Origin of the sequence: Streptomyces sp. NPDC087420 (assembly GCF_044744165.1) — a bacterium.
In the GTDB taxonomy this organism is placed as follows: domain Bacteria; phylum Actinomycetota; class Actinomycetes; order Streptomycetales; family Streptomycetaceae; genus Streptomyces.
On the sequence record NZ_JBIUXU010000006.1, the window covers coordinates 105847 to 129171 of the forward strand.

General features: G+C 72.3%; 27 protein-coding genes and 1 riboswitch. Of the genes, 10 read left to right on the forward strand and 17 right to left on the reverse strand.

Annotated elements, in window-relative coordinates; genetic code table 11:
• The first annotated feature begins 257 nt into the window (after positions 1-257).
• Positions 258-1022 carry a GntR family transcriptional regulator gene (locus ACIO1C_RS13825; RefSeq protein ID WP_401862418.1) on the forward strand — a complete coding sequence of 255 codons (765 nt, stop codon included), beginning with the start codon at positions 258-260 and terminating at the stop codon, positions 1020-1022.
• A 112-nt stretch (positions 1023-1134) separates the two neighbouring features.
• Here the strand turns inward: ACIO1C_RS13825 and ACIO1C_RS13830 are convergent, their stop codons facing one another.
• Positions 1135-2292, reverse strand: a complete 1158-nt coding sequence (locus ACIO1C_RS13830) for an ROK family transcriptional regulator (protein WP_327237705.1) — start codon at positions 2290-2292, stop codon at positions 1135-1137.
• 171 nt (positions 2293-2463) lie between these two features.
• Between ACIO1C_RS13830 and ACIO1C_RS13835 the strand changes: the two genes are divergently transcribed.
• Positions 2464-2904, forward strand: coding sequence for a nitroreductase family deazaflavin-dependent oxidoreductase (locus ACIO1C_RS13835; RefSeq protein WP_401862422.1), 441 nt, complete (start codon positions 2464-2466; stop codon positions 2902-2904).
• Positions 2905-2991: 87 nt separating this feature from the next.
• Here ACIO1C_RS13835 and ACIO1C_RS13840 read toward each other — a convergent pair whose 3' ends face one another.
• Together ACIO1C_RS13840 and ACIO1C_RS13845 are read right to left on the reverse strand one after the other, a co-directional pair.
• On the reverse strand, positions 2992-3642 hold the full coding sequence (locus ACIO1C_RS13840) for a response regulator (protein WP_401862424.1): 651 nt from the start codon (positions 3640-3642) through the stop codon (positions 2992-2994).
• Between the two features lie 56 nt (positions 3643-3698).
• The gene (locus tag ACIO1C_RS13845) at positions 3699-4901 is read right to left on the reverse strand and encodes a sensor histidine kinase (RefSeq protein ID WP_401862427.1); all 1203 of its coding nucleotides are present in this window, start codon (positions 4899-4901) and stop codon (positions 3699-3701) included.
• Between the two features lie 106 nt (positions 4902-5007).
• Between ACIO1C_RS13845 and ACIO1C_RS13850 the strand changes: the two genes are divergently transcribed.
• Genes ACIO1C_RS13850 through ACIO1C_RS13860 form a run of 3 tightly spaced genes read left to right on the forward strand, consistent with a single transcriptional unit; the run spans position 5008 to position 7158 of the window.
• On the forward strand, positions 5008-5949 hold the full coding sequence (locus ACIO1C_RS13850; protein ID WP_401862430.1) for an ABC transporter ATP-binding protein: 942 nt from the start codon (positions 5008-5010) through the stop codon (positions 5947-5949).
• 2 nt (positions 5950-5951) lie between these two features.
• Complete coding sequence (locus ACIO1C_RS13855) at positions 5952-6689, forward strand: ABC transporter permease (RefSeq protein ID WP_401862433.1); 738 nt, start codon at positions 5952-5954, stop codon at positions 6687-6689.
• 58 nt (positions 6690-6747) lie between these two features.
• Complete coding sequence (locus tag ACIO1C_RS13860; protein WP_401862436.1) at positions 6748-7158, forward strand: hypothetical protein; 411 nt, start codon at positions 6748-6750, stop codon at positions 7156-7158.
• 22 nt (positions 7159-7180) lie between these two features.
• Here ACIO1C_RS13860 and mug read toward each other — a convergent pair whose 3' ends face one another.
• From mug to ACIO1C_RS13895, 7 genes are all read right to left on the reverse strand, one after another.
• The gene (mug, locus tag ACIO1C_RS13865; RefSeq protein WP_401862439.1) at positions 7181-7738 is read right to left on the reverse strand and encodes a G/U mismatch-specific DNA glycosylase; all 558 of its coding nucleotides are present in this window, start codon (positions 7736-7738) and stop codon (positions 7181-7183) included.
• A gap of 19 nt (positions 7739-7757) precedes the next feature.
• Complete coding sequence (gene purB / locus ACIO1C_RS13870) at positions 7758-9200, reverse strand: adenylosuccinate lyase (RefSeq protein ID WP_401862442.1); 1443 nt, start codon at positions 9198-9200, stop codon at positions 7758-7760.
• A 59-nt stretch (positions 9201-9259) separates the two neighbouring features.
• A complete protein-coding gene (locus ACIO1C_RS13875) occupies positions 9260-10051 on the reverse strand; it encodes an SGNH/GDSL hydrolase family protein (RefSeq protein ID WP_401862445.1) in 792 nt (263 codons plus the stop codon).
• Between the two features lie 81 nt (positions 10052-10132).
• Complete coding sequence (locus tag ACIO1C_RS13880) at positions 10133-11146, reverse strand: hemolysin family protein (protein ID WP_401862448.1); 1014 nt, start codon at positions 11144-11146, stop codon at positions 10133-10135.
• Positions 11143-12552: a hemolysin family protein gene (locus ACIO1C_RS13885; protein ID WP_401862451.1), complete on the reverse strand. Its 1410-nt coding sequence runs from the start codon at positions 12550-12552 to the stop codon at positions 11143-11145. The genes ACIO1C_RS13880 and ACIO1C_RS13885 overlap by 4 nt, the downstream gene beginning before the upstream one ends.
• 181 nt (positions 12553-12733) lie before the next feature.
• On the reverse strand, positions 12734-13153 hold the full coding sequence (locus ACIO1C_RS13890) for a GNAT family N-acetyltransferase (protein ID WP_401862454.1): 420 nt from the start codon (positions 13151-13153) through the stop codon (positions 12734-12736).
• Between the two features lie 53 nt (positions 13154-13206).
• On the reverse strand, positions 13207-13938 hold the full coding sequence (locus ACIO1C_RS13895) for an SDR family oxidoreductase (RefSeq protein ID WP_401862456.1): 732 nt from the start codon (positions 13936-13938) through the stop codon (positions 13207-13209).
• A 155-nt stretch (positions 13939-14093) separates the two neighbouring features.
• Between ACIO1C_RS13895 and ACIO1C_RS13900 the strand changes: the two genes are divergently transcribed.
• A complete protein-coding gene (locus ACIO1C_RS13900; RefSeq protein ID WP_401862458.1) occupies positions 14094-14579 on the forward strand; it encodes an RrF2 family transcriptional regulator in 486 nt (161 codons plus the stop codon).
• 73 nt (positions 14580-14652) lie between these two features.
• Here the strand turns inward: ACIO1C_RS13900 and ACIO1C_RS13905 are convergent, their stop codons facing one another.
• Genes ACIO1C_RS13905 through bioB form a run of 4 tightly spaced genes read right to left on the reverse strand, consistent with a single transcriptional unit; the run spans position 14653 to position 18331 of the window.
• Positions 14653-15003 carry a VOC family protein gene (locus tag ACIO1C_RS13905; RefSeq protein ID WP_401862461.1) on the reverse strand — a complete coding sequence of 117 codons (351 nt, stop codon included), beginning with the start codon at positions 15001-15003 and terminating at the stop codon, positions 14653-14655.
• A gap of 5 nt (positions 15004-15008) precedes the next feature.
• Complete coding sequence (bioD, locus tag ACIO1C_RS13910; RefSeq protein WP_401862462.1) at positions 15009-15857, reverse strand: dethiobiotin synthase; 849 nt, start codon at positions 15855-15857, stop codon at positions 15009-15011.
• Position 15858: 1 nt separating this feature from the next.
• Positions 15859-17163, reverse strand: a complete 1305-nt coding sequence (locus tag ACIO1C_RS13915; RefSeq protein ID WP_401862465.1) for an adenosylmethionine--8-amino-7-oxononanoate transaminase — start codon at positions 17161-17163, stop codon at positions 15859-15861.
• Positions 17156-18331, reverse strand: a complete 1176-nt coding sequence (gene bioB / locus ACIO1C_RS13920) for a biotin synthase BioB (protein WP_401862467.1) — start codon at positions 18329-18331, stop codon at positions 17156-17158. The genes ACIO1C_RS13915 and bioB overlap by 8 nt, the downstream gene beginning before the upstream one ends.
• A gap of 326 nt (positions 18332-18657) precedes the next feature.
• On the opposite strand from bioB, the gene ACIO1C_RS13925 reads away from it, so the two are divergent.
• Both ACIO1C_RS13925 and ACIO1C_RS13930 read left to right on the forward strand, forming a co-directional pair.
• Positions 18658-19746 carry an 8-amino-7-oxononanoate synthase gene (locus ACIO1C_RS13925; protein ID WP_401863181.1) on the forward strand — a complete coding sequence of 363 codons (1089 nt, stop codon included), beginning with the start codon at positions 18658-18660 and terminating at the stop codon, positions 19744-19746.
• 278 nt (positions 19747-20024) lie between these two features.
• Positions 20025-20456: an ATP-binding protein gene (locus ACIO1C_RS13930; protein WP_401862469.1), complete on the forward strand. Its 432-nt coding sequence runs from the start codon at positions 20025-20027 to the stop codon at positions 20454-20456.
• 81 nt (positions 20457-20537) lie between these two features.
• On the opposite strand, the gene ACIO1C_RS13935 is transcribed toward ACIO1C_RS13930, so the two are convergent.
• The 3 genes from ACIO1C_RS13935 to ACIO1C_RS13945 all read right to left on the reverse strand — a co-directional run bounded on the left by ACIO1C_RS13935 (position 20538) and on the right by ACIO1C_RS13945 (position 22485).
• Positions 20538-21011 (reverse strand): C40 family peptidase, encoded by a 474-nt coding sequence (locus tag ACIO1C_RS13935; RefSeq protein ID WP_401862471.1) that lies wholly within the window; start codon positions 21009-21011, stop codon positions 20538-20540.
• 3 nt (positions 21012-21014) lie between these two features.
• Positions 21015-21186: riboswitch (cyclic di-AMP (ydaO/yuaA leader) on the reverse strand.
• 323 nt (positions 21187-21509) lie between these two features.
• Entirely contained in the window at positions 21510-21818 is a 309-nt protein-coding gene (locus tag ACIO1C_RS13940) for a hypothetical protein (protein WP_401862474.1), read from the reverse strand.
• 7 nt (positions 21819-21825) lie between these two features.
• Positions 21826-22485, reverse strand: coding sequence for an ATP-dependent Clp protease proteolytic subunit (locus ACIO1C_RS13945; protein ID WP_401862477.1), 660 nt, complete (start codon positions 22483-22485; stop codon positions 21826-21828).
• A 59-nt stretch (positions 22486-22544) separates the two neighbouring features.
• On the opposite strand from ACIO1C_RS13945, the gene ACIO1C_RS13950 reads away from it, so the two are divergent.
• Complete coding sequence (locus ACIO1C_RS13950) at positions 22545-22838, forward strand: type II toxin-antitoxin system Phd/YefM family antitoxin (RefSeq protein ID WP_401862480.1); 294 nt, start codon at positions 22545-22547, stop codon at positions 22836-22838.
• A 182-nt stretch (positions 22839-23020) separates the two neighbouring features.
• Complete coding sequence (locus tag ACIO1C_RS13955) at positions 23021-23323, forward strand: urease subunit gamma (RefSeq protein WP_401862483.1); 303 nt, start codon at positions 23021-23023, stop codon at positions 23321-23323.
• Positions 23324-23325 lie beyond the last annotated feature (2 nt).

The window sequence follows — 23325 nt, forward strand, 5'->3', positions numbered from 1 at the left end:
GGTTGCCCCTCCGGATGGCAAAGCGACGACCGGCCCCGCGTCCGTCACGGACGCGGGGCCGAGTGCTGCGGGCGCCTCACCAGCGCACGAACGTCGTGTGAACACCCTGCGGTAGATTTCGGTTTCGCTGAGTTACGGCGCAGGATTGGTCTTGACCAACCGATTGAGTCGTCCTATGGTCAATAGTTAGTGCAGGAACCTTTAATAAATAAGGGCACGGAAAACCGCCGGGGACACGGCGATTGCGGAGGATCAGGGTGGGGACCACGCAGCTGGAAACAGTGCCGGAGCCTAAGTACTGGCACCTGAAGACTGTGCTCGGCGAAGCGCTCGACTCGGACTTCGCGGTGGGGGAGATCCTGCCCAACGAGCGTGATCTCGCCGCTCGGTTCGGGGTCGCGCGCGCGACGCTGAGGCAGGCGCTCGAACAGCTGGAGCTGGAAGGCAGGCTCCAGCGCCGCCGGGGCGTCGGGACGACCGTCGCACCCCCGAGGGTGGGCGTGGACGTGTCCACGACCCAGCACGAATGGCCGGGCGCCACGAAGGACGCCTGGCAGCTCATGGACTGCGCGGTCGCCGCCGCGCCGGCGCCGGTGGCCCGGCTGCTGGAGAGTTCCACGGACGACGAGGTGCACGTCGTCCGGCGCGTCCGGGTGACGCACGGCCAGTCGGTCGCGGCCGAACTGCTCTACGTACCGGCGTCGTCGGTGCCCGAACTGTCGGCCATCGCCGGCGCGTCGGGACCCGTCCGTGCCCGGGCCGTACTGCGGGAGCTCCAGCGCCTGGCGCTCGACTCCCAGGACCGCGCGGTGGAGTTGGGTTCGGCGCGTGCCGACGACGCCAAGGAGCTGGACCGGCTGCCCGGCGCGCCCGTGCTGGTCGTCACCACGCGTTACATCGTGGAGGGCCGCCCGGCGGCCGTCTCGGTGGCCACGTACCGCGCGGACACCTGCCGGCTGACCTTCGGGGACTCCGGCGACCTGGAGATCAGCGAGCACCCGGAGGAGCGCCGCGCGTCCTGACGGACGCGGCACGGCACACGCGTACGGCACGCGTACACCTTCGGAGTCGTACGGCACGTCCGTACGGGACACGTACGCCACACGCGTACAGCACGTCACGACGGCCCGTCGCTCAGCGGCGGGCCGTCACCGTTCCCTCCACCGCGAACAGCTGCTCCTCCACATGGTCGAGCGCCAGCCGCAGCGCCCCCGTCGCCACGGCCGCCTCGCCGAGCAGGGAGAGCGCCACGCGCGGGGGCCGCAGACAGAAGCGGGACAGTTCGTCGCGCAGCGGGTCCAGTACGCCGTCGAGACCGGCCGCCCACCCGCCGATCACCACCAGCTCGGGATCGAGCGCCAGCACCAGCGCCGCCACGTCGTGCACCAGCCGCCGCGTGAAGCGCTCCACGGCCTCCTGCGCCCCCACGTCGCCGTCCTTGGCGAGGGCGAACACCTTCGCCACCGCGTGCTCGTCGAGCGGGTGCAGCGGCTCGTCCGTGGTCGACAGGAGCTTCTCCGGCGTCACGTCACGGCCCAGCAGGTGCAGCGCGCCGATCTCCCCGGCCGCCCCGCCGAAACCGCGGTGCAGCCGCCCGCCGATCAGCGAACCCGCCCCCGGACTCAGCCCCGCCAGGACAAAGACGATGTCGTCGGAGTCGGTCGCCGCGCCCTTCCACTGCTCGGCGACGGCAGCCGCGTTGGCGTCGTTCTCCACCAGCACGGGACAGCGGAACGAGCGGCCCAGCCGCTCCCCGAGGGCCAGCCCCGTCCACCCGGGCAGCGCCGTTCCGAGCCGTACGGTCCCGTCGGCCTCCACGATGCCGGGACTGCCGACGCCCACCGCCCGCAGTGAGTTGCGCGCCACCCCCGCGCGTCGCAGCACGTCGGCCACCACCAGCCGCACGCGCTCCAGGCGTTCGTCGGCGTCGGCGGTCTCCGAGACCTCCCGCGACCCGGCCCCGATGATCCGGCCGTCCAGCCCGGACAGGATCGCGGCCACGCGGTGCGGCCCGATCTCGATGCCCAGCAGGTGCCCGGCCTCCGCGCGGAAGCGGAACTTGCGGGCGGGCCGGCCCTGCTTACGGGTCTCGCCCTCCTCGGGAGCGGACTCGACCACCAGACCGGCCTCCATGAGGCCCTCCACGACCCCCTCGACCGTCGGCCGCGACAGACCGGTGATCCGGGTCAGGTCGGTGAGGGTGAGGGATCCGGCACCCCGCAGGGAATGCAGTACCACCGCGGAGTTGATCCGCCGCAGAAGCGAAGGGTCTCCGCCGGTCAGCCGCCCCACGGTAAGTCCTCCCAGCTCGCGCGTCGTCTGCCGGATGCTACTCGCTGGTCGCTTGCACGGCGAGGGGCGGCGGCCTCCCGCCGGGTGGCGCGCTCTACTGTGGGACGCGTTCACATCATCGGATCCGGAGCAGCGGATCCGGAGCGGCAGACCCGGACCCCAGGAGTCGGCATGGCGGCGGACGACGAGATCGTGATCAGTCCCACGGGCTGGGTGGCGAAGCAGGCAGCGGAGTACGAGGAGTCCGACGGCGCCCGGGGAACCACCTTGCAGGGCGCCCCGTGCCTCCTGCTCGACTACCGGGGCCGTCGCAGCGGACAGTGGCGCCGGACCGTGCTCATCTACGGACAGGACGGCGACGACTACCTGATCGTGGCGTCCAAGGGCGGGGCGGCCGAGCACCCACTCTGGTACCTGAACCTCCAGGCGGACTCCGAGGTACGCCTGCGGGTGGGCGCCGAGCGCTTCAGCGCGCACGCGCAGACGCTGACACCCGAGGAGAAGGCCCGGGTGTGGCCCGGCCTGGTGGAGATCTTCCCGCCCTACGAGGGCTACCAGAAGAAGACGGAACGGGACATACCGGTGATCCGGCTGCGCCGCACCGAAGGCTGACCGGGGGAAGCGGAGACCGGGGGGAAGCCGAGACCGGAGGAAGCGGAGGCCGACCGGCCGACGAGGACCGGTCGGCCGGGGGAGGCGTCATCCCGGCGCGACAAACCCCGACTCGTACGCCGCGATGACCGCCTGCGTCCTGTCCCGCGCCCCCAGCTTCGCCAGCACCGCGCTCACATGGGACTTCACCGTCTCCGTCCCCACCACCAGCCCCGCGGCGATCTCCGCGTTCGTCAGCCCCCGCGCCATCTGCCGCAGCACCTCCGCCTCCCGGTCGGTGAGCCGCGCCCTCTCCAGGGTGCCGCGTGCGGTCGCGGTGCCGTACTCGGCGGCGAGCGCCCGTACGGAGGCGGGGAAGAGCAGTGAGTCGCCCTCGGCGATCAGGCGGACGGCGTGCACGATCTCCGCAGGACGGGCCCGCTTCAGAAGGAAGCCGTCGGCGCCCGCCCGGAGCGCCTGGTACACGTACTCGTCCTGCTCGAAGGTCGTGACGACGAGGATCTTGGGCGGGTCCTGCACCGTACGCAGCACCGCCCGCGTCGCCTCGATCCCGTCGAGCAGCGGCATCCGTACGTCCATCGCGACCACATCGGGCCGCAGTTGCCGTACGAGCGGGACGACGGCAGCGCCGTCGGCCGCCTCTCCCACCACGGTGATGTCGGGCTGCGCCTCCAGAACGGCGCGCAGGCCCGCGCGTACCAGCGGCTCGTCGTCGACCAACAGGACAGTGATGGGCATCCGGTCAGGTTATCGGCCTCCAACTGCGCTTCATGCAGCCCGCCTTCCCGATCCGCTCAGGCCGCCCCCGCCCCCGCCCCCGGCCCCGCCCCCGGACCGCTCAGCGGAAGCCGGGCGCTCACCTGCCACTCCCCGTCGTACGCCCCGGTCCTGGCCTCCCCGCCCAGCAGCGCCGCCCTCTCCCGTATCCCGCGCAGCCCGTTGCCCGGGGAGGACGCGGAGGCGTCCTCGGCGAGAGGGTTCGCGACCTCGATACCGAGCGTGTCGTCCCTCACATCGATCAGGATCCGCACCGGCACCGGGCCCGAGTGCCGCAGCACATTGGTGAGCGCCTCCTGGAGGATGCGGTACCCCTCCCGGGAGACCGGCCCGGGCAACCGCTCCAGCGGCCCCGACATCGTGACCTCCACCACCGCCCCCGACGCCCGCGCCGACTCCAGCAGCCGGTCCGCCTCGACCAGCGTGGGCCGCTGCGAGGCCGGCCGGCCCGATTCCCGCAGGACGAGCAGCACCCGCTCCAGATCCTCCAGCGCGGCCCGGCCGGTCTCCTCGATCACCCCCAGCGCGCGGTCGGTGAACTCCGGGTCCCCCGCCGCCCTGGCCGCGCCCGCCTGGACCACGGCGACGGTGAGCGCGTGCCCGATCGAGTCGTGCAACTCGCGCGCGATACGGGTGCGTTCCAGGAGTCGTTCCGTACGTTCCTCCAGGGCGGCCAACTGCTGGGCGGGGGACGGGCCGAGCAGCCGGAGGGCGGCGGCCGCGCCCAGATTCCCGAGTCTCACGACCCCCACGAACAGCCCGACGGCGGGCAGCGGCGCGAGCAGCGCGAACCACCACCGGGGCGTGACGGCCGACAGGAAGGGCAGGCCCATCCAGGAGCCCTGCGCGCCGGCGTGGATCAACTCGATCGTGAGGGCCGGGCCCCAGACCGTCGTGATCGTGATCGCCCCCGACAGGAGCGCGCGGACCTCCAGCCACAACACCGTCCGCCACCGCTCGCCCCACGTGGCGGACGAGGCGAGGGAGACGGATCCGGGGGGCACGCTCCCGTCGTGCGGAAGCAGCAGCCACTGCGCCTGGAGCCCCTCGGCCAGCCGCACCGCCGGAACCAGCCCGATCGGGATGAGGAACAGCAGGGGCACGGCCGGATGTTCGGGAAAGACGAACAGCCAGACGGCCCAGAATCCTGTCGGTACGAACAGGTGCAGCCAGCGGGTGTACGTCACCGGCCGCGACAGCGGACGCAGGAATCGGACCATGCGGTCATCGTGCCAGCGCACCGGCACCGGGAGTTCCCCCGTCCGGGGGAGACGCTCTCCACCCACGGGGGAGGACCGGCGCGCGCGTGGCGGCCAGAGTGGAGCCATGACCAGCATCGATGTCCACGAACTCACCAAGGAGTACGGCACGGCCCGCGCGGTGGACCGGCTCACCTTCCAGGTGCGGCCCGGCCGCGTCACCGGCTTCCTCGGCCCCAACGGGGCGGGCAAATCGACCACCATGCGGCTCGTCCTCGGCCTCGACCGGCCCACGTCCGGCACGGCCACCGTCGGGGGACGCCGCTTCGCCGACCTCGACGAACCCCTGCGCCACGTCGGCGCGTTGCTCGACGCGCAGGCCGCGCACGGCGCCCGTACCGCACGCGACCACCTCAGGGTGCTCGCGACCAGCAACCGGATCCGCCCCGCCCGGGTGGACGAGGTGCTGGAGGAGACCGGCATCGCCGCCGTCGCCCGCAAGCGGATCAAGACCTTCTCGCTCGGCATGCGCCAGCGCCTCGGCATCGCCGCCGCGCTCCTCGGCGACCCGGAGGTCCTGATGCTGGACGAACCGGCCAACGGCCTGGACCCGGAGGGCATCATCTGGATCCGGGAGCTGACCCGCCGCCTCGCGAAGGAGGGCAGGACCGTCCTCGTCTCCAGCCACCTGATGGCGGAGACGGCGGCCACCGCCGACCACCTCGTCATCCTCGGCCGGGGCAGGCTCCTCGCCGACCTGCCGATGGAGGAGTTCATCACCTCCCGCAGCACCCCGCGCGTACGGTTCCGCAGCACCGAACCGGAGCGGCTGCGCGAGGCCCTGGCCCGGGCGGGACATGTCGCGGTGCGCGGCGACGACGGGCTCTGGAGCGTCGACGGCGCGCGCGCCGGGGACATCGGCCGCCTCGCCTCCCAGGAAGGCGTCCCCGTGCTCGAACTCAACGACGACCGGGGCTCCCTGGAGCAGGCGTATCTCGATCTCACCACCAGCGAGGCGGAGTTCGCCGCCCAGGGCCCGCACGGCTCGCCCAGCCCCCAGGAGGTCTGACCATGCCGTCCACCGCGATCCTGCACTCGGAGTGGCTCAAAATCCGGTCCGTGCGCGGCACGTTCCGCCCGCTGCTGGCGATCCTCGTGGTCAGCGCGGGCATCGGGGCGCTGATCAGCGCCGGTGTCGGTACGGGCGAGGCCGGAGGACCCGACTACGATCCCGTTCTCTTCTCGTTCTACGGCATCAGTTACGGCCAGATCGCGGCGATCGCCTTCGGGGCGGCGGCGTTCTCGACCGAGTTCCACAACGGCGCGCTGCGCGTCTCGCTGACCGCCGTGCCGCGCCGGGCCGTCTTCTACACCGCCAAGATGGCGGCGATCGCCGGCGCGGCCCTGGTCGTCGGACTTGTCACCGGCTTCGCCACCTTCTTCGCGGGCCAGACGGGCATGGGGTCGTACGCGATCGGCCTGGGCGATCCCGGCGCGCTGCGCGCCACCGTCGGCAGCGGCGTCTACCTGGCGCTGATGGCGGTGCTCGCGGCCGGTCTCACCGCCCTCCTGCGCAGCGGTGTCGCCGTGATGAGCCTGCTGATCCCGTTCATCCTCATCGTGTCGTTCGTGATCGGGGACATGAAGTCGGCCGTCGCGGACTTCCTGCCCGACCGGGCCGGACAGATCGCCCTGCACCAGTACCCGGACGCGGCCATCGGCCCCTGGACCGGGCTCGCCGTCACCGGGGCGTGGACCGCCGCGGCCGTACTGGCCGGATGGCTCGCCGTCAGGCGCCGGGACGCCTGATGCCTCACAGTCGCCTGACAGCAAGCCAGATGTCAGTCCCTGACGGTTTACTGGACTCATGAGTACCGCACAGCACCTCGCCCTGGTCGAGCTGCTGTGCGCCCATGCGTACCCCGCGACCCGCGGTCTCTCCGGGGTCGGGACGAGCGGGCCGGGGTATCACCTGGCGGAGCTGTCCCGGGGGGAGGGGCCCTCCGGCGCGGACCAGTGCGAGGCGGAGGGCGGGGCGCTGGCGGAGATCCTGACCCACCGCTTCGGCGAACCGCACCACGTGAGCCTCTGGAGCCTGCGGGTACGGGGCGGCGAGGGGGAGGAGATACCGGAGCCCTGGTGGGAGCTGTGCACCAGCGTGGCGTACGTACGGGTGTGGTGGACGGAGCGTCGCTGGCTCGTCCTGGGGGTGACGCGGGAGGCGGAGCACCAGCCCTTCCGCCTCCTGGCGGCGACAACGGAGACTGACCCGCCGTGACACCCGGGCCGGACGCGTCGGATCAGCCCGGGGGAGCCGGAGAGGGGGAGTCCGCCGCCGCCCGGAGGCGGCCGAACTCCTCCGCCATGGTCTGCGTCGTCCAATGCGCGTTCAGCCCGGACGGGTTCGGCAGCGCCCAGACCCGGGTGTCCCCGATGGTCCGCTCCTGCGGGCCGATCCGTGCCTTCTTGTCGCCGAAGGCGATGCGGTAAGCGGTCACACCGACCACCGCGAGCCACCGCGGCCGCAGCAGCTCGACCTTCGCGACCAGGAGCCGGCCGCCCTCCCGGTACTCCTCGTCGCTCAACTCGTCGGCCCGCGCGGTCGCCCGCGCCGCGACGTTCGTGATGCCGAGGCCGTACGCCGGCAACTCGTCCTGTTCCGCCGGCCTCAACTGCCGGGGTGTGAAGCCCGACAGATGCAGCACCGGCCAGAAACGGTTTCCGGGGCGGGCGAAGTGATGGCCCGTCGCGGCGGACATCAGGCCCGGGTTGATGCCGCAGAACAGCACGCGCAGCCCCTCCGCGACCACGTCGGGGATGACGCGGTCGCGGGCGGCCTCCAGCTCCTCGGACTTCATCGGTCTGACCGGGTCCTGTTCAGAGGATCGAGCCGGGGGCGTACGCCGCCGCTTCCGGGTACCGCTTGAGGATTTCCTCGACCCGTGCGACCACGGCCGCGATCTGGTCCTCCGCCGCGCCCGTGAAGGACAGCTTGTCGGCCATCAGCGTGTCCAGCTGGGCGCGGTCCAGCGGCATCCGCTCGTCGGCCGCGAGCCGGTCCAGCAGTTCGTTGCGCTCCGCGCCCTGTTCCCGCATCGCCAGCGCCGACGCCACCGCGTGCTCCTTGATGACCTCGTGCGCCGCCTCCCGGCCCACCCCGGCCCGTACCGCCGCCATCAGCACCTTGGTCGTCGCCAGGAACGGCAGGTAGCGGTCCAGTTCACGCGCCACGACCGCGGGGAACGCGCCGAACTCGTCCAGGACGGTCAGGAACGTCTCCAGCAGCCCGTCGAACGCGAAGAACGCGTCGGGCAGCGCGACCCGCCGTACCACCGAGCACGAGACGTCGCCCTCGTTCCACTGGTCACCCGCCAGCTCGCCCGTCATCGACGCGTAGCCGCGCAGGATCACCATCAGGCCGTTGACGCGCTCGCAGGAGCGGGTGTTCATCTTGTGCGGCATCGCGGACGAGCCGACCTGACCGGGCTTGAAGCCCTCGGTGACCAGCTCGTGCCCGGCCATCAGCCGGATCGTCTTCGCCACCGACGACGGCGCCGCCGCCAGCTGCACCAGCGCGGTCACCACGTCGTAGTCGAGCGAGCGCGGGTAGACCTGGCCGACGGAGGTGAAGGCCCGGGCGAAGCCCAGGTGCCCCGCGATACGGCCCTCCAGGTCGGCGAGCTTCGCGGTGTCGCCGCCCAGCAGGTCGAGCATGTCCTGCGCGGTGCCGACCGGGCCCTTGATGCCGCGCAGCGGGTAGCGGCCCAGCAGGTCCTCCAGCCGGCCGTGGGCGACCAGCAGTTCGTCTGCGGCGGTCGCGAAGCGCTTGCCGAGCGTGGTGGCCTGCGCGGCCACGTTGTGCGAACGGCCCGCCATGACCAGCTCGCCGTACTCACCCGCGAGCTTGCCCAGCCGGGCCAGCACCGCGACCGTACGGTCCCGCATCAGCTCCAGCGAGAGCCTGATCTGGAGCTGCTCGACGTTCTCCGTCAGGTCGCGGGACGTCATGCCCTTGTGGACCTGCTCATGGCCGGCGAGGGCGTTGAACTCCTCGATCCGCGCCTTCACGTCGTGCCGCGTGACCTTCTCGCGCTCCGCGATCGACGCCAGGTCGACCTGGTCGACCACCCGCTCGTAGTCGGCGAGAGCGGTCTCGGGCACCTCGATGCCGAGGTCCTTCTGTGCCCGCAGCACCGCCAGCCAGAGCCGGCGCTCCAGCTTCACCTTCTGCTCGGGGGACCACAGCACGGCCAGCTCCGCCGAGGCGTAGCGGCCGGCGAGGACGTTGGGGATACGAGGCTTCTCAGACGCGACAGTCACGTGTCCTGATTCTACTGGCGGATCCCGCGGGCCGACGCCGTGCCCGTTCTTGTGGCTTCCTACGGAAGCCGGTGGTCGTCCACGGTCCCGTACGGCAGCAGCTCCGGCCGCTTCGGGAGGCGTCCGTCCCCGGTGGAACGGCCGGTGAGCCGCCGCATGATCCACGGCCCCAGGTACTGCCGGGCGAACCGTACGTCGCCCGAGCGCCTCGCCGGCCAGCGCACCGGCACGGCGGCGGGCAGCTCCGTACGCCAGTCGTCCTCGGCGGCCTGCCCCAGCGTCTGCCAGACGGCCTCGGCGACCCGGCGGTGGCCCTCGGGGGTCAGATGCAGCCGGTCCACGTCCCACATCCGCTGATCACCCAGCGCGGGGGCGCCGTACAGGTCCACGACCAGCGCGCCGTGCCGTTCCGCCAGCTCGTCGACGAAGCCGAACAGCTCCTCCATGCGCGGGCGGAACCGTTCCATCACCGGGCCGTTCCGGCCAGGGCTGCGCATCAGCACGAGCTGCTTGCAGGACGGTGTCAGCTTCTCGACGGCCTCTTCGAGCAGCCCGCGCACCCGGCCCATGTCGCACTTCGGCCGCAGGGTGTCGTTCAGACCGCCGACCAGGGTCACCACGTCGGCGGACATCGCGGCGGCGACCTCCACCTGTTCCTCGACGATCTGTCCGATGAGCTTGCCGCGTACGGCGAGATTCGCGTACCGGAAGCGGGGGTCACGGGCGGCGAAGCGGGCGGCGAGCAGATCCGCCCAGCCCCGGTAGGAACCGTCGGGCAGCAGGTCGGACATGCCCTCGGTGAAGGAGTCACCGACCGTGACAAGGCTGGTGTAGCTGGCATTCATCTCCATGGCGGAGCGATCGTACCGCGCGGTACGGCGGGCTCTTCCGGCGTCTCCCGTACGGCGCGTGCGAGGGCGCCGCTTCCCGCCCTACGCGTGCCGTCCGACCAGCTCCCGCAGCACGTCCTCCATGGTCACGAGCCCTTCCAGCTTGCCCTCCTCGTCCAGGACGGCCGCCAGGTGCGTACGGCTGCGGCGCATCGCGTTCAGGACGTCGTCCATCGGGGTCGTGTCCTTCACGCGGGCGATCGCCCGCATCGCCGAGACCGCGAAGGGCGTGTCGCGCGGGGCCGCGTCCAGCGCGTCCTTCACATGGAGGTAGCCGAGGATCCGCCGGGAGGCGTCGACCACCGGGAAGCGCGAGAACCCCGACTCGGCCGCGAGCCCCTCCAGCGTCTCGGGCGTGACGCCGGCCTCCGCCGTGACCACCCGCTCCAGCGGCAGCACCACGTCCCGCACCGGCCGCCGTCCCAGCTCCAGCGCGTCGTGCAACCGCTCGGCCGACCGCTCGTCGAGCACCCCGGCGTGACCTGCGTCCGTGACCAGACGGGACAGCTCGTCGTCCGAGTAGGTGGCCGCGACCTCGCTCTTGACCTCCACCTTGAGCAGCTTGAGGAGGCTGTTGGCGAAGGCGTTGACCGTGAAGATCACCGGACGCAGCCCCCGGGCGATGGCGACCAGTGGCGGCCCGAGCGCGAGCGCGAGCCGGACGGGGCTCGCCAGGGCGATGTTCTTCGGCACCATCTCGCCCAGCAGCATGTGGAGGTAGGTCGCCAGGATGAGGGAGATCGCGAAGGAGAACGGGTGGACCAGTCCGTGCGGCAGGCCCACCGCGTCGAAGAGCGGCTCCAGCAGATGGGCGATGGCGGGCTCGGCGACGATGCCGAGCACCAGCGTGCACAGGGTGATGCCGAGCTGCGCCGCCGCCAGCAGGGCGGCCACGTGCTCCAGCCCCCAGATGACGCTGCGCGCGCGGCGGTTCCCCGACTCGGCCTCGGGCTCGATCTGGCTGCGCCGTACGGAGATGAGGGAGAACTCGGCGCCGACGAAGAGGGCGTTGAGGGCGATCGTGAGCAGTCCGACGATCAGCTGGACGGCGGTCATCGGCCACCTCGCTCGCCGTTGGTCCGGGGGTCTCCGCCGGTGCGGGGGCCTTCGCTCGCGTCGTCTTCCGTGGTGTCACCTTCCGTGGGGCCACCCTCCGTAGGAAGCGGCGCCCGCAGCAGCAGCCGTGCCGCCCGGCGGCCCGCGTCGTCCACCACTTCCAGCTGCCACTCCGCCACGTCGAGCCGGTCGCCCCTGGCCGGGATCCGCCCCAGCGAGGCCGCCACCAGCCCGGCGAGTGTCTCGTACGGCCCTTCGGGCATCCGCAGCCCGATCGTCTCCAGCTGGTCGGAGCGGGCCGCGCCGTCCGCCGACCAGAGCCGCCGCCCGCGCGCGTCCTCGCCGACCGGTGCCAGGTCCGAGGTCTCGTGCGGATCGTGCTCGTCCCTGACCTCGCCGACAACCTCCTCTACGATGTCCTCCAGCGTCGCCACCCCGGCCGTACCCCCGTACTCGTCGATCACGACGGCCATCGTCATCCCCGCCGACAACCGGTCGAGGAGCTGGTCCACCGTCAGGGACTCCGGGACCAGCAGCGGCTCGCGCAGCAGTTCGGACACCGGCCGCCGGGGCCTCTCCTCCGCCGGGACGGCCAGGACGTCCTTGATGTGGGCGATGCCGACGACGGTGTCGAGGCTGTCCCGGTAGACCGGGAAGCGGGAGAGCCCGGTGGCACGGGTGGCGTTCGCGACGTCCTCCGCCGTCGCCCGCACGTCGAGGGCGATCACCTGCACGCGGGGCGTCATCACGTTCTCCGCCGTCAGCGACGACAGGCTCAGGGTCCGTACGAACAGCTCGGCCGTGTCCGCCTCCAGCGCGCCCTCCTTCGCGGAGTGCCGCGCCAGGGCGACCAGCTCCTGCGGGCTGCGGGCGGTCGCCAGCTCCTCGGTCGGCTCCAGGCCGAGGGCGCGCACGACGCGGTTCGCGGTGTTGTTGAGATGGGAGATGAAGGGCCGGAAGGCCAGGGTGAAGTACCGCTGGGGGGTGCCCACCGTTGTGGCGACGGCGAGCGGGGAGGAGATCGCCCAGTTCTTGGGGACCAGTTCGCCGATGACCATCAGGAAGACCGTCGACAGGGCGGTGCCGATCACCAGGGCCACCGAGGACGCCACGGAACGGGACAGGCCGGCGGCCTCGACGGGGCCGCGCAGCAGCTTGCCGAGCGACGGCTCGGCGAGCATGCCGACGACCAGGTTGGTGACGGTGATGCCGAGTTGGGCGCCGGAGAGCTGGAAGGTGAGACTCCGTACGGCCTTCAGGGCGCCGGCGGCCCCCCGCTGTCCCTGTTCCGCCGCCCGCTCCAGCTCACCGCGCTCGACGGTGGTGAGGGAGAACTCCGCCGCGACGAAGGCGCCACAGGCGAACGACAGCACGATCGCCACGACGAGCAGGAGCGCTTCGGTCATCGGTTCACCTCCGTCCCATGATCGGTCGGCGACCGGCCGGATCGCCACAGATCGCTACAGGGAGGGTGGCCCGTGGCGGGGCGCTCACACGTCTGGACTCCGGGTTCACCCACCCGGCGTCCTACCCGGAGGCCTCGGCCCGGCTTCACGGTACGGCCCCGGCCGCGCGCCGCCGCCCCCGCTACAGCGGTTTCACCCAGCGGCGCCAGTGATCCTCGCGGTGGTACCCGGCCGCCGCCCACGCGTGGTGCGCCCCGTCATTGGCCTCCAGCACCATGGCGTCGACGCGGCGGCCCCCGAGTGCGGTGAACCGCTGTTCCGCCGCCTCCGTCAGGGCCGTGGCGATCCCCTGCCTGCGGTGGCCGGGGTGGACGGCCAGCCGGTACGCGGAGCACCGCCAGCCGTCGAAACCGGCGATGACCGTGCCCGCGAGAACCCCGTCGCGCTCCGCGAGAAGGAGGGATTCGGGGTCCCTGGAGAGGAGCCGGGCCACTCCGTCGTGGTCGTCGCTGATGCTCACCCCCTCGGCGGCCGCGCGCCAGAACAGCAGGACGGCGTCGACGTCGGTGGGATCGGCGTGCCGGATGAGGAGATCACTCATGGGGCGAGCCAACCAGGGCGCCGACCCGCCCGGCGAACGGTTTTCGCGCGGGCTCAGGCGAGCCAGTCGGTGTACCGCGTGGGCGCGAGGTGGGCGTCGCCCCTGGCGACGAGGACGTCGCCCTGGACGGCGCCGAAGAGGCCGGCCGTCTTGTCGGTGACGACGCTCCGGCCGTCGGGGTGGGCGGCCAGGGTGATCCGGCCGAGTTCGTCGAGGGGGAGGACGTCGGGGCCCGCGATGTTGCGGATGCCCTGGAGGGGCGGGCCCGCCGCGACGCCGGCGACCGCGTCGGAGACGTCCTCGGCGGCGATCGGCTGGAGGGGGGTGGGGGGCAGGCGGACGGTGTCGCCGCTGGTGGTCCAGGACAGGGTGGCGTCCATGAACTCCATGAACTGGGTGGCGCGGACGATCGAGTAGGGGATCGGCCCGGCCGTGAGGATGTCCTCCTGGAGGGCCTTCGCCCGGTAGTAGTCCAGCTGGGGCACCTGGTCCACGCCGACGATCGAGAGGATGACGAAGTGGCCGACGCCGTACTTCTCGGCGGCGGTCAGGAGGTGGTCCATCGAGGTCTGGAAAAAGGCCAGGGAGGCCTCGTCGAAGGTGGGGGAGTTCGTCAGGTTGACGACGACGTCCGCGCCCGCCAGCGCCTCGTCCAGGCCCTGGCCCGAGAGGACGTCGACGCCGGTGGACTGCGAGTGCGGCACCGCCTCGTGGCCGACGGCGTTCAGCTTCTTCACGACCTGCGATCCGATGAGCCCCGTACCGCCGATGACTGCGACCTTCATGACATGCCTTTCCGCTCGGGAGGTGTCGGACGGGTGACATACATGCCCGTGAACGGGCCGTACGCACAAACCCGGACACTTATTGTCCGCTTCTCCCGAGACAATACCCGGATGCATCGTGTCCGGGTCAAGGCCGGGTGGATTAAAGTGGCCGGATGAAGATGTCCGGTGGGGTGGAGTGGGCGTTGCACTGCTGTGTGGTGCTCACGGCGGTGGAGGAGCCCGTCCCCGCGGCGCGGCTGGCCCGGCTGCACGACGTGTCGGCCACGTATCTCGCCAAGCAGATGCAGGCACTCTCCCGCGCGGGCCTGGTGCGCGCGGTGCAGGGCAAGTCGGGCGGTTACGTCCTCACCCGGCATCCGGCCTCGATCACGGTGCTCGACGTCGTGGAGGCGGTCGACGGGGCCGGTCCGGCGTTCGTCTGTACCGAGATCCGGCAGCGGGGACCGCTGGCGAGTCCGCCGGAGTCCTGTGCGGCGCCCTGCGGCATCGCGCACGCGATGGCCGTGGCGGAGGCGGCGTGGCGGGACTCGCTCGCGGCCGTCTCGATCGCCGATCTGGCGGCGCGGGTGGATCCGCCGGGCAGCGGGGCCGGCGCGCTGGCCGGAATGGGCTCCTGGCTGACGGCTTCGGAGGGGTGAGAGCAGCGCCCCCGGCGGGCGCGCTCCGCCTTCACGGTCTTGGGGCCTGTCCGAGCCGGTCGGCTGCCCGCCGTCAACTCCCCTGTCCCACGAAGCAGAACTCGTTGCCCTCGGGGTCCTGGAGCACCTGGAACCGGCCGTACGGATCGTTCGTCACGCCGCCCACCGGGACCGCGCCGAGTCGTACGGCTTCCGCCGTCGCCTCCTCGACGTCGCCCGCGTCCAGGTCGAGGTGGAGGCGGTTCTTCGCGACCTTGCCCTCCGGCACGAGCTGGAAGGCGATCCGGACGAACCCGGGCGGGTCGACGTACGACCAGTCGGGGGTACGGTCCACCGGCTCACCGCCCAGCAGGGCCGCCCAGAACCGCGCCAGTCCGGCGGGCCCGGCACAGTCGAAGACGATCTCCTCGATACGCGCGCGCATGCCGCTCACCCTACGGCGGGGCGGGCGCCCCGGGGGATTTCGGCGCCGTGCGCGCGCACGGTGTCGCCGCGCGTGTCCTCCGTACCTTCGGAGCGGTACGGAGCCGCGTGCCGCGCGCCGAAGGCCGCCGCGTCCCACCCCCCGCCCAGCTCAGGGGCCAGCCAGTCGGGAGCCAGCGCCCCGAAGTCCGCCGGGGCCAGCGCGCCCGCCCCCGCCGGTACGGCGCCGAGCAGTGGCGCCCCCGCCGACTCCGGGAGATCCGCCAGGTTGCAGCGCGCCGCCAGGTCCGGGGCGGCGGGCCAGCTGCCGATCACCACCCCGAGGGGCTCGACGCCCCTGGCGCGCAGCGCCTCGGTCGTCAGGGCGGTGACGTTCAGCGTGCCGAGGCCCGCCGCCGCCACGACCAGCACCGGCGCGCCCAGCGACCGGGCCACGTCCGCGAGCGTCCCGCCCGCCTCGTCGAACCGCACCAGCAGTCCGCCCGCGCCCTCGACGAGCACCAGGTCGTGCTCCACGGCGAGCTTCAGCGCCGCGTCGGCGATCTCGTCGGGCGACACCGCGGCCAGCCCCGCCCGCCGCGCGGCCGTCGCGGGCGCCAACGGCTCGGGAAACCGGGCGAGTTCCACCACGGTCAACGACCCGGCACGGCCCGCGCCGCCCGCGCTGTCACGGGCCCCGCTCGCCAGCCGTGCCGTCTCGGCCACGTCCCCCGGCTCGTCGGGGGCGACGCCCGTCTGGGCCGGTTTGAGTACCGCGACCGTGAGGCCGCGCGCGAGCGCCGTCGCGGCGACGGCCGCCGTGACGATCGTCTTGCCGATCTCCGTGCCCGTCCCCGTCACGATCAGCACCGGCATGTCAGCCCTCCTCCGCCGCCGCGACCACCGCGCGGCAGATCCTCGTGATGTCGTCGTCGCCCGTGACGTACGGCGGCATCGTGTAGACGAGGTCGCGGAACGGACGCAGCCAGACACCCTCGCGCACCGCCGCACGGGTCGCCGCCGCCATGTCCACCTCGTGGTCCAGCTGGACCACCCCGATCGCGCCCAGCACCCGCACGTCCAGGACGCCGGGCAGGCCCGCCGCCTTGGCGAGGCCCTCGCGCAGCCCCGCCCCGATCCGTTCGACCTCCGCCCGCCAGTCCTGGGCGAGGAGCAGTTCGATCGAGGCGAGCGCGACGGACGCCGCCAGCGGGTTGCCCATGAAGGTCGGGCCATGGGCCAGTACGGGTACGTCGCCCCGCGCGATGCCCTCGGCCACCCGCGTCGTGCACAGCGTCGCCGCCATCGTGAGATAGCCGCCGGTCAGCGCCTTTCCCACGCACATCACATCGGGCGAGATCCCGCCCTGCTCGGCGGCGAACAGCGTGCCCGTACGGCCGAAACCCGTCGCGATCTCGTCCAGGATCAGCAGCACGTCGTGCGCGTCGCACGCCTCCCGCAGCACCCGCAGGTACGCGGGGGAGTGGAAGCGCATCCCGCCCGCGCCCTGCACCACCGGCTCCACGATCACCGCCGCCAGCTCACCGGCGTGACGGCCGATCAGGTCACGCAGAGCGCGCGCGTACGCCTCGTCGTACGCGACCGGCGGCGCGTCCGCGAAGATCTGGCGCGGGAGCACCCCCGACCACAGCTCGTGCATCCCGCCGTCGGGATCGCACACCGACATGGGCTGCCAGGTGTCCCCGTGGTACCCGCCCCGCCAGGTCAGCAGCCGCTGTTTGGCCGGCCGGCCTACCGAACGCCAGTACTGGAGGCACATCTTCACCGCGACCTCGACCGACACCGAACCGGAGTCGGCGAGGAAGACGTGCCGCAGCGGCTCCGGGGTGATCTCGACCAGCTTGGCCGCGAGCCGTACGGCGGGCTCGTGCGTGAGCCCGCCGAACATGACATGGCTCATCCGGTCCAGCTGGCCGTGCGCCGCGTCGTTGAGGACGGGGTGGTTGTAGCCGTGGATCGCCGACCACCAGGACGACATCCCGTCGACCAACTCGCGCTGCCCGTGGGCGGGTCGGGCCAGCCGGAGCCGTACCCCCGACGCGGACTCCACGACCAGCGGTTCCGTACGGCCCGGCATGGGACCGTACGGGTGCCAGACGTGGGCCCGGTCAAGGGCGAGCAGTTCGTCCGGGTCCGGCGCGGACGGCGCGGTCTCAGGCATTCGGGGCGAGATCCGTACCGGCTCCCCGGCGCCGTACGGCCACCAGATCCGTCCGTACCGCGTCCGCCGGGGCCACGTCGGCCCGCGCCGCCGGGACCGTACCCGCGCACCCGCCCGTACCCGCGCCCTCGTCCGGCCCGCCGCACGGCGCGCACCCCCCGCCGCCCCGGTGCTCCGGCAGCGTCGTGGTGCCCGCGCCCTCCACCTCGAACCCGGCGTCGGCGATCATGTCCAGGTCCGCCTTGCCCTCCTGGCCCTCACTCGTGAGGTAGTCGCCGAGGAAGATCGAGTTGACCAGGTGCAGCGCGAGCGGCTGCATCGTCCGCAGATGCACCTCACGCCCGCCCGCGAGCCGTACCTCCACGTCCGGGCAGACGAACCGGGTCATGGCGAGGATCCGCAGGCAGCGCTGCGGGGTGAGGTTCCACTCCTTCGCCAACGGCGTTCCCTCGAAGGGGATCAGGAAGTTCACCGGCACCGAGTCCGGGTCGAGCGCGCGCAGCGAGAAGACGACGTCGACCAGGTCCTCGTCGCTCTCGCCCATGCCCGCGATCAGACCCGAGCAGGCCGAAAGGCCCGCCGCGTGGGCCTTGTTCACGGTCTCCACGCGGTCCGCGTAGGTGTGCGTCGTGGTGATGTCCCCGTAAGTCCCCTCGGACGTGTTGAGGTTGTGGTTGTACGCGTCGGCTCCCGCCGCCCGCAGCCGCTCGGCCTGGCCGTCCGAGAGGAGCCCGAGGCAGGCGCAGACCTCGACGCCCTCGTTCTGTTCCTTGATCGCCTTGATCGTGCCCGAGACCCGCTCGACATCGCGGTCCGTCGGCCCCCGGCCGCTCGCCACCAGGCAGACCCGCTTCGCCCCGCCGGCCACCCCCGCGGCCGCCGCCTTCGACGCCTCGTCGGGCTTCAGCCAGGTGTACTTGAGGATCTCCGCCGTGGACCCGAGCCGCTGCGAGCAGTACGAGCAGTCCTCCGGGCAGAGACCCGACTTGAGGTTGACCAGATAGTTCAGCTTCACCCGCCGCCCGAACCACTGCCGGCGCACCTTCCCCGCCGCGGCCACCACGTCGAGCAGCTCGTCGTCGGAGGTCGCCAGTACGGCGAGGGCCTCTTCGCGGGTCGGCAGCTCACGCCGCAGGCCCTTCTCCACCAGCGTCTTCAGCAGATCCATGCCGCTGATCCTCGCGCACGGCGCGGCTCCGGTGCCAGGGAGGAACCCGACAACACCACCCGATCGAAGTGTGTGTATGGCCACATCCTGACCCGATCCGGTCCCGGTTAGGGTCTGTGCGCAGCCTACAAAAGGACCCTTCCGTGCAGGAGAACCGCCAGGACCCGCAGGATCGCCAGGACCCGCTGGATCCGCGCCCCGGGACGGGCGGCCCCACGCCCGCACCGGTCGACCCTGCCCACCCGGCGGCCGGTCATGCGTCCGCGCCGCCCGCGGATCCGTTCGACTGGACCGAGGCCGAGGCGCGCCGCCGGGAACGCGCGGGCCTGGTCCGTACGCTCCGCCCCCGCGCGGCCGACTCGCCCCTGGTCGACCTCGCCAGCAACGACTACCTGGGTCTCGCCCGCCATCCCTCGGTCACCGCCGCCGCGGCGGAGGCGGCCCTGCGCTGGGGCGCCGGCGCCACCGGCTCCCGCCTGGTCACGGGCAGCACCGCGCTCCACGCCGAACTGGAGAGCGAGCTGGCCGAGTTCTGCGGCTTCGAGGCGGCGCTCGTCCTGTCGTCCGGCTACGCGGCCAATCTCGCCGCCCTGACCGCGCTCACGGCCCCCGGCTCGCTGATCGTCTCCGACGCGGGCAACCACGCCTCGATCATCGACGGTTGCCGCCTCTCGCGCGCCGAGACGCTCGTCGTCCCGCACGCCGATCCCTCCGCCGTACGGAAGACACTCGACGCGCATCCGGGGCGCCGGGCCCTGGTGGTCACCGACGGGGTGTTCTCGGTGGACGGCGACGCCGCGCCGCTCCGCGAGCTGGCCGAGGTCTGCCGTACCCGCGGCGCGGCCCTGGTCGTCGACGACGCGCACGGACTGGGCGTGCTCGGCGCGGGCGGGCGCGGCGCACCGGCGGCCGCGGGGATCGCGGGGGCCGGCGGTGTGGTGGCCACGGTCACGCTCTCCAAGTCCCTGGGCAGCCAGGGCGGCGCCGTCCTCGGCCCGGCCCGGGTCATCGACCACCTGGTCAACGCCGCGCGTCCGTTCATCTTCGACACCGGACTCGCGCCGGCGGCGGTGGGCGGGGCGCGGGAGAGCCTGCGGCTGCTGCGCCGCGAGCCCGAGCGGGCGGCGCGGGCGCGGGAGGTGGCCCTGACGCTGTACGGGCGGCTCACCGGGGCCGGGCTGAGCGCCGTGCGGCCGGACGCCGCCGTGGTGTCCGTCAGGGCGGCCTCGGCGGAGGCCGCCGTCCGCTGGGCGGCGGACTGCCGTGCGGCGGGCCTGGCCGTGGGATGCTTCCGCCCGCCGTCCGTGACCGACGGCGTCTCGCGGATCAGGCTCACGGCACGGGCCGACATGACGTACCGTCAGCTCGACGCGGCGGTGGAGACGATCATCGCGACGGCGGCCCCGGTGGGCTGAGACCGCCCGGGGCCCCGAAAAGACGAAGGCCCGGGACAGGGCCCGGACAAGGGCCCGGACAAAGACCCCGGTCGGGGGCCTCCGGACAAGAGCCCTCAAATACGTTCTGGCGTAGCAGAGTTCACCGCTTCGAGCGACAGAATTCCACATATCTCGGTGGATCAGCGCCCCGAACGGCACGATAAGTGGCACTCTGGCGCGAAGCACAGTCCGAGGCCGCCGGCGCAGCATCAGCTCTGTGCCGAAGTCCGGCCCGGCGGGAAAGGGACAGCGTCGCCATGGCAGACCATCAGGAAGCATCCGTCACCCTGCCGAGCGATGCGGCCTCCGTCCCCGCGGCCCGAAGATTTGTCGCGGACCTTCTCGTGGAATGGGGGCTGCCGGGCGAGGCCGATCTGGCGGACACGGTCCGGCTGATCGTCTCGGAGCTGGCCACCAACGCCGTCCAGCACACCTTCGGCAAGTCCCCGACGTTCACCGTGGAGGTACGGCTGGAGCGCGACGAGCGGCTGCGTGTCGGCGTCACCGACAGCCATCCGCGGTGGCCGCGGCGGCTGCCCGCCGCCGTGCAGCAGGACAACGGCCGCGGCATGGTCATCATCCGCTCACTGACCGCCGAGTGCGGCGGACGGGTGAGCGTGACCCCCACGGCGGAGGGCGGGAAGACGGTCTGGATCGCCCTGCCCTGGACGGCGCCGGTGCAGAGCTGAGCCTGCCCCTGCGGCTCCGGGAGCCCTGTCCCCGCCCCCGTACCGCCCTGGGCTGACGCGCCGTCCCCCGCCCCGGCCCCGTCAGCGGACCCGGCCGTACCAGACGCTCCTGGACCAGATGCGCTCCAGCCGCACCACGGAGCCGCGCTTCGGCGAGTGCCAGATCTTGCCCTTGCCCGCGTAGATCCCGACGTGGTAGACGCTGCTCCCGTAGTGGAAGAACACCAGATCCCCCTTCTTCCTGCTCGACGCCGAGACGTGGCGCGTCTTGTTGTACTGCTGCTGGGCCGTACGAGGCAGCTTTTTGCCCGCCTTCTTGTACGAATAGACCGTCAGCCCCGAGCAGTCGAAGCGGCGTGGTCCCGAGGCCCCGTACTTGTACGGGGAGCCCTTCTTGGAGGCGGCCACTTTGAGCGCCGTCGCCGCGTGCGGCACGGCCTGGGCCTCGGACGCGGCGCCCGGTACCAGCAGCGAGCCGCCGACCGCGGCGAGCGTGAGGGCCGAGACGGCCCCCGCCCGGGAGAACAAGGACGGGACATGTGTCTGCGCAGTCATGCGCAACCCTTCGTCAGCCGCCTGTGAAGGATGACCTGTCGGGTTCGGGCTGGCGAAGTCGCCCGGCCGCGTCAGCGGCTTCACCCCGAGGGACGACCCATGTGCGGGCCGGCCCGTACTGCTCGGGTCCTCCACTCCTGCCGATCCACTCGTGTCGACCAGGCATCCGGAGCGGCGGCAGGACTCGGCGTCCGCCCGGACCGCCCCGCCGTGGGTGGCGGGGGCTTGTCGTCCCAGGGATCTTGACGCGGATCAGAGGGATTTCCGAGGCGAAACGACGATATGTGAATCTCATCACGTCTGACCCATACGGGTGGACGCGAGAGTTTTGGTCCGGACGGCGGGGGCCCGACGAGGGCCGTACCTGCGACGGAGCGTCACCCCTCGTTGCGCGTATGGTCACTTTGCGCAACTCGCGTCCCCTGAGTTGTCCAGTCTGCTCCTACGCCGAACGGGGGAGGCATTCCCGTACGGACGCGCCCGTACGGGAACACCCCCTCAAGTCGGCGGCCCGGGCGGCATGGTGACACGCCCCACGCGGCGCTCCCCGTCGAGCACCCGCAACGCCCGCGCCAGGGTCCCGGCGTGCACCTCGGTCTCCCCCCTGGCGTGCATCTTTGTCAGGGCGTCCCGCAGTTCGGCGGCGCGCGAGGGGAGCGCTTGGGCGGCACGCAATGCGCTGTACGTGTCATTTTCGCGCGCCGGGTTGATCCGCCCCAGCAGATCGACCACGTGGAGGAAGGCGTCGACGAACTCGCCCTCGGCGCGGGTCAGCGCGGGCAGGGGCGGCAGCTCCGGTGGCAGCATCCGCGGGTCACCGCCCGCCGGCCTGGCCGGCGAGGCCGAGCGAGGTCTTGCGGGTCCGCACCACGTGATCGACCAGGCCGTACGCCTGGGCCCCGGCGGCGTCGAAGATGGTGTCCCGCTCCAGGTCGTCCCGTACCCGCTCCTCGCTCTGCCCGGTGTGGCGCGTCAGCAGCGACCCGAGCAGGTCGCGCGTCCGCAGCAGCTCGTCGGCCTGGATCATCAGGTCGGACGGCTGGCCCCGGACGGGCTCCTCCACGCCCGGCTGCTGGAGCACGACCCGCGCGCCCGGCAGTGCCATCCGCTTGCCGGGTGTGCCGGCCGCGAGCAGGACGGCGGCGGTCGAGACCGCCTGGCCGAGGCAGGTCGTCTCCACGTCACACATGACCGTCCGCATCGTGTCGTAGATGGCGGTCATGGCGCTGACCGTGCCGCCGGGGGAGTTGATGTAGAGGCAGATGTCCTGGTCGGGCGCGGCGTACTCGAGGTGGAGGAACTGCGCGATGACGTCGTTGACCGCCGTGTCGTCGACCGGGGTGCCGAGGAAGATGATCCGCTCCTCGAAGAGCTTGGAGTACGGGTCGAGCGTGCGGGTCCCGCCACTGGTCCGCTCGTTGAACTCCGGCAGTACATAGCGGGCGGAAAGGCCGGGGGCGGAGAGGCCGGACATCACGTGATCTCCCTTTCTGTAAAAAATGTACAGGACGTACGTCCCGTACCCTGGGGAGCATGGCCTACGAGATTCCGGTGACGCAAGCCCGGGCGGAGCTGGCGGAACTGATCAACCGCGTCGTGTACGGCGGCGAGCGGGTGGTCGTGACCCGCCACGGCAAGCCGCTGGTGGCGCTGGTGTCCGCCGCTGACCTGGAACGACTGGAGAAGGAGCAGGAGGCGGCCGAGGAGCGGGTGATCACGTCGGTCACGTCGGTCAGGCCCCTGTCGTCCGCTCCGGGCGAACACGCGCGCTTCGGCATCGCGGCCGAGCTGCGCGGGCACCACGACGAACCGCCCCACAGCCGCTGACGGCGGGGCGGGAGGGGGCGGGAGGGGACGTGAGCCCGCGCCGCCGTTGTGTGTCGCCGTTGTATACGGCACTCACTCCCACGGCCCTGTCGAGGGCTCCAGTTAACGCGCCCGAAAAACTTCGGCCTTAACGTGCCAGGAACCCTGGAGCCGTCACCGGGCCGACACTGTGAGGTGGAAGCGTGCAACTGACCCCGCACGAGCAGGAACGCCTGCTCATCCATGTGGCCGCGGACGTGGCGGCCAGGCGCAGGGACCGCGGACTGAGGCTCAACCATCCCGAAGCGGTCGCGCTGATCACCTCGCACCTCCTCGAAGGCGCCAGGGACGGCCGTACCGTCGCCGAACTCATGGAGTCGGGGCGCACGGTGCTCGGGCGCGAGGACGTCATGGAGGGGATCCCCGAGATGATCCACGACGTCCAGGTGGAGGCCACCTTCCCGGACGGCACCAAGCTCGTCACCGTCCACGACCCGATCGTCTGAGG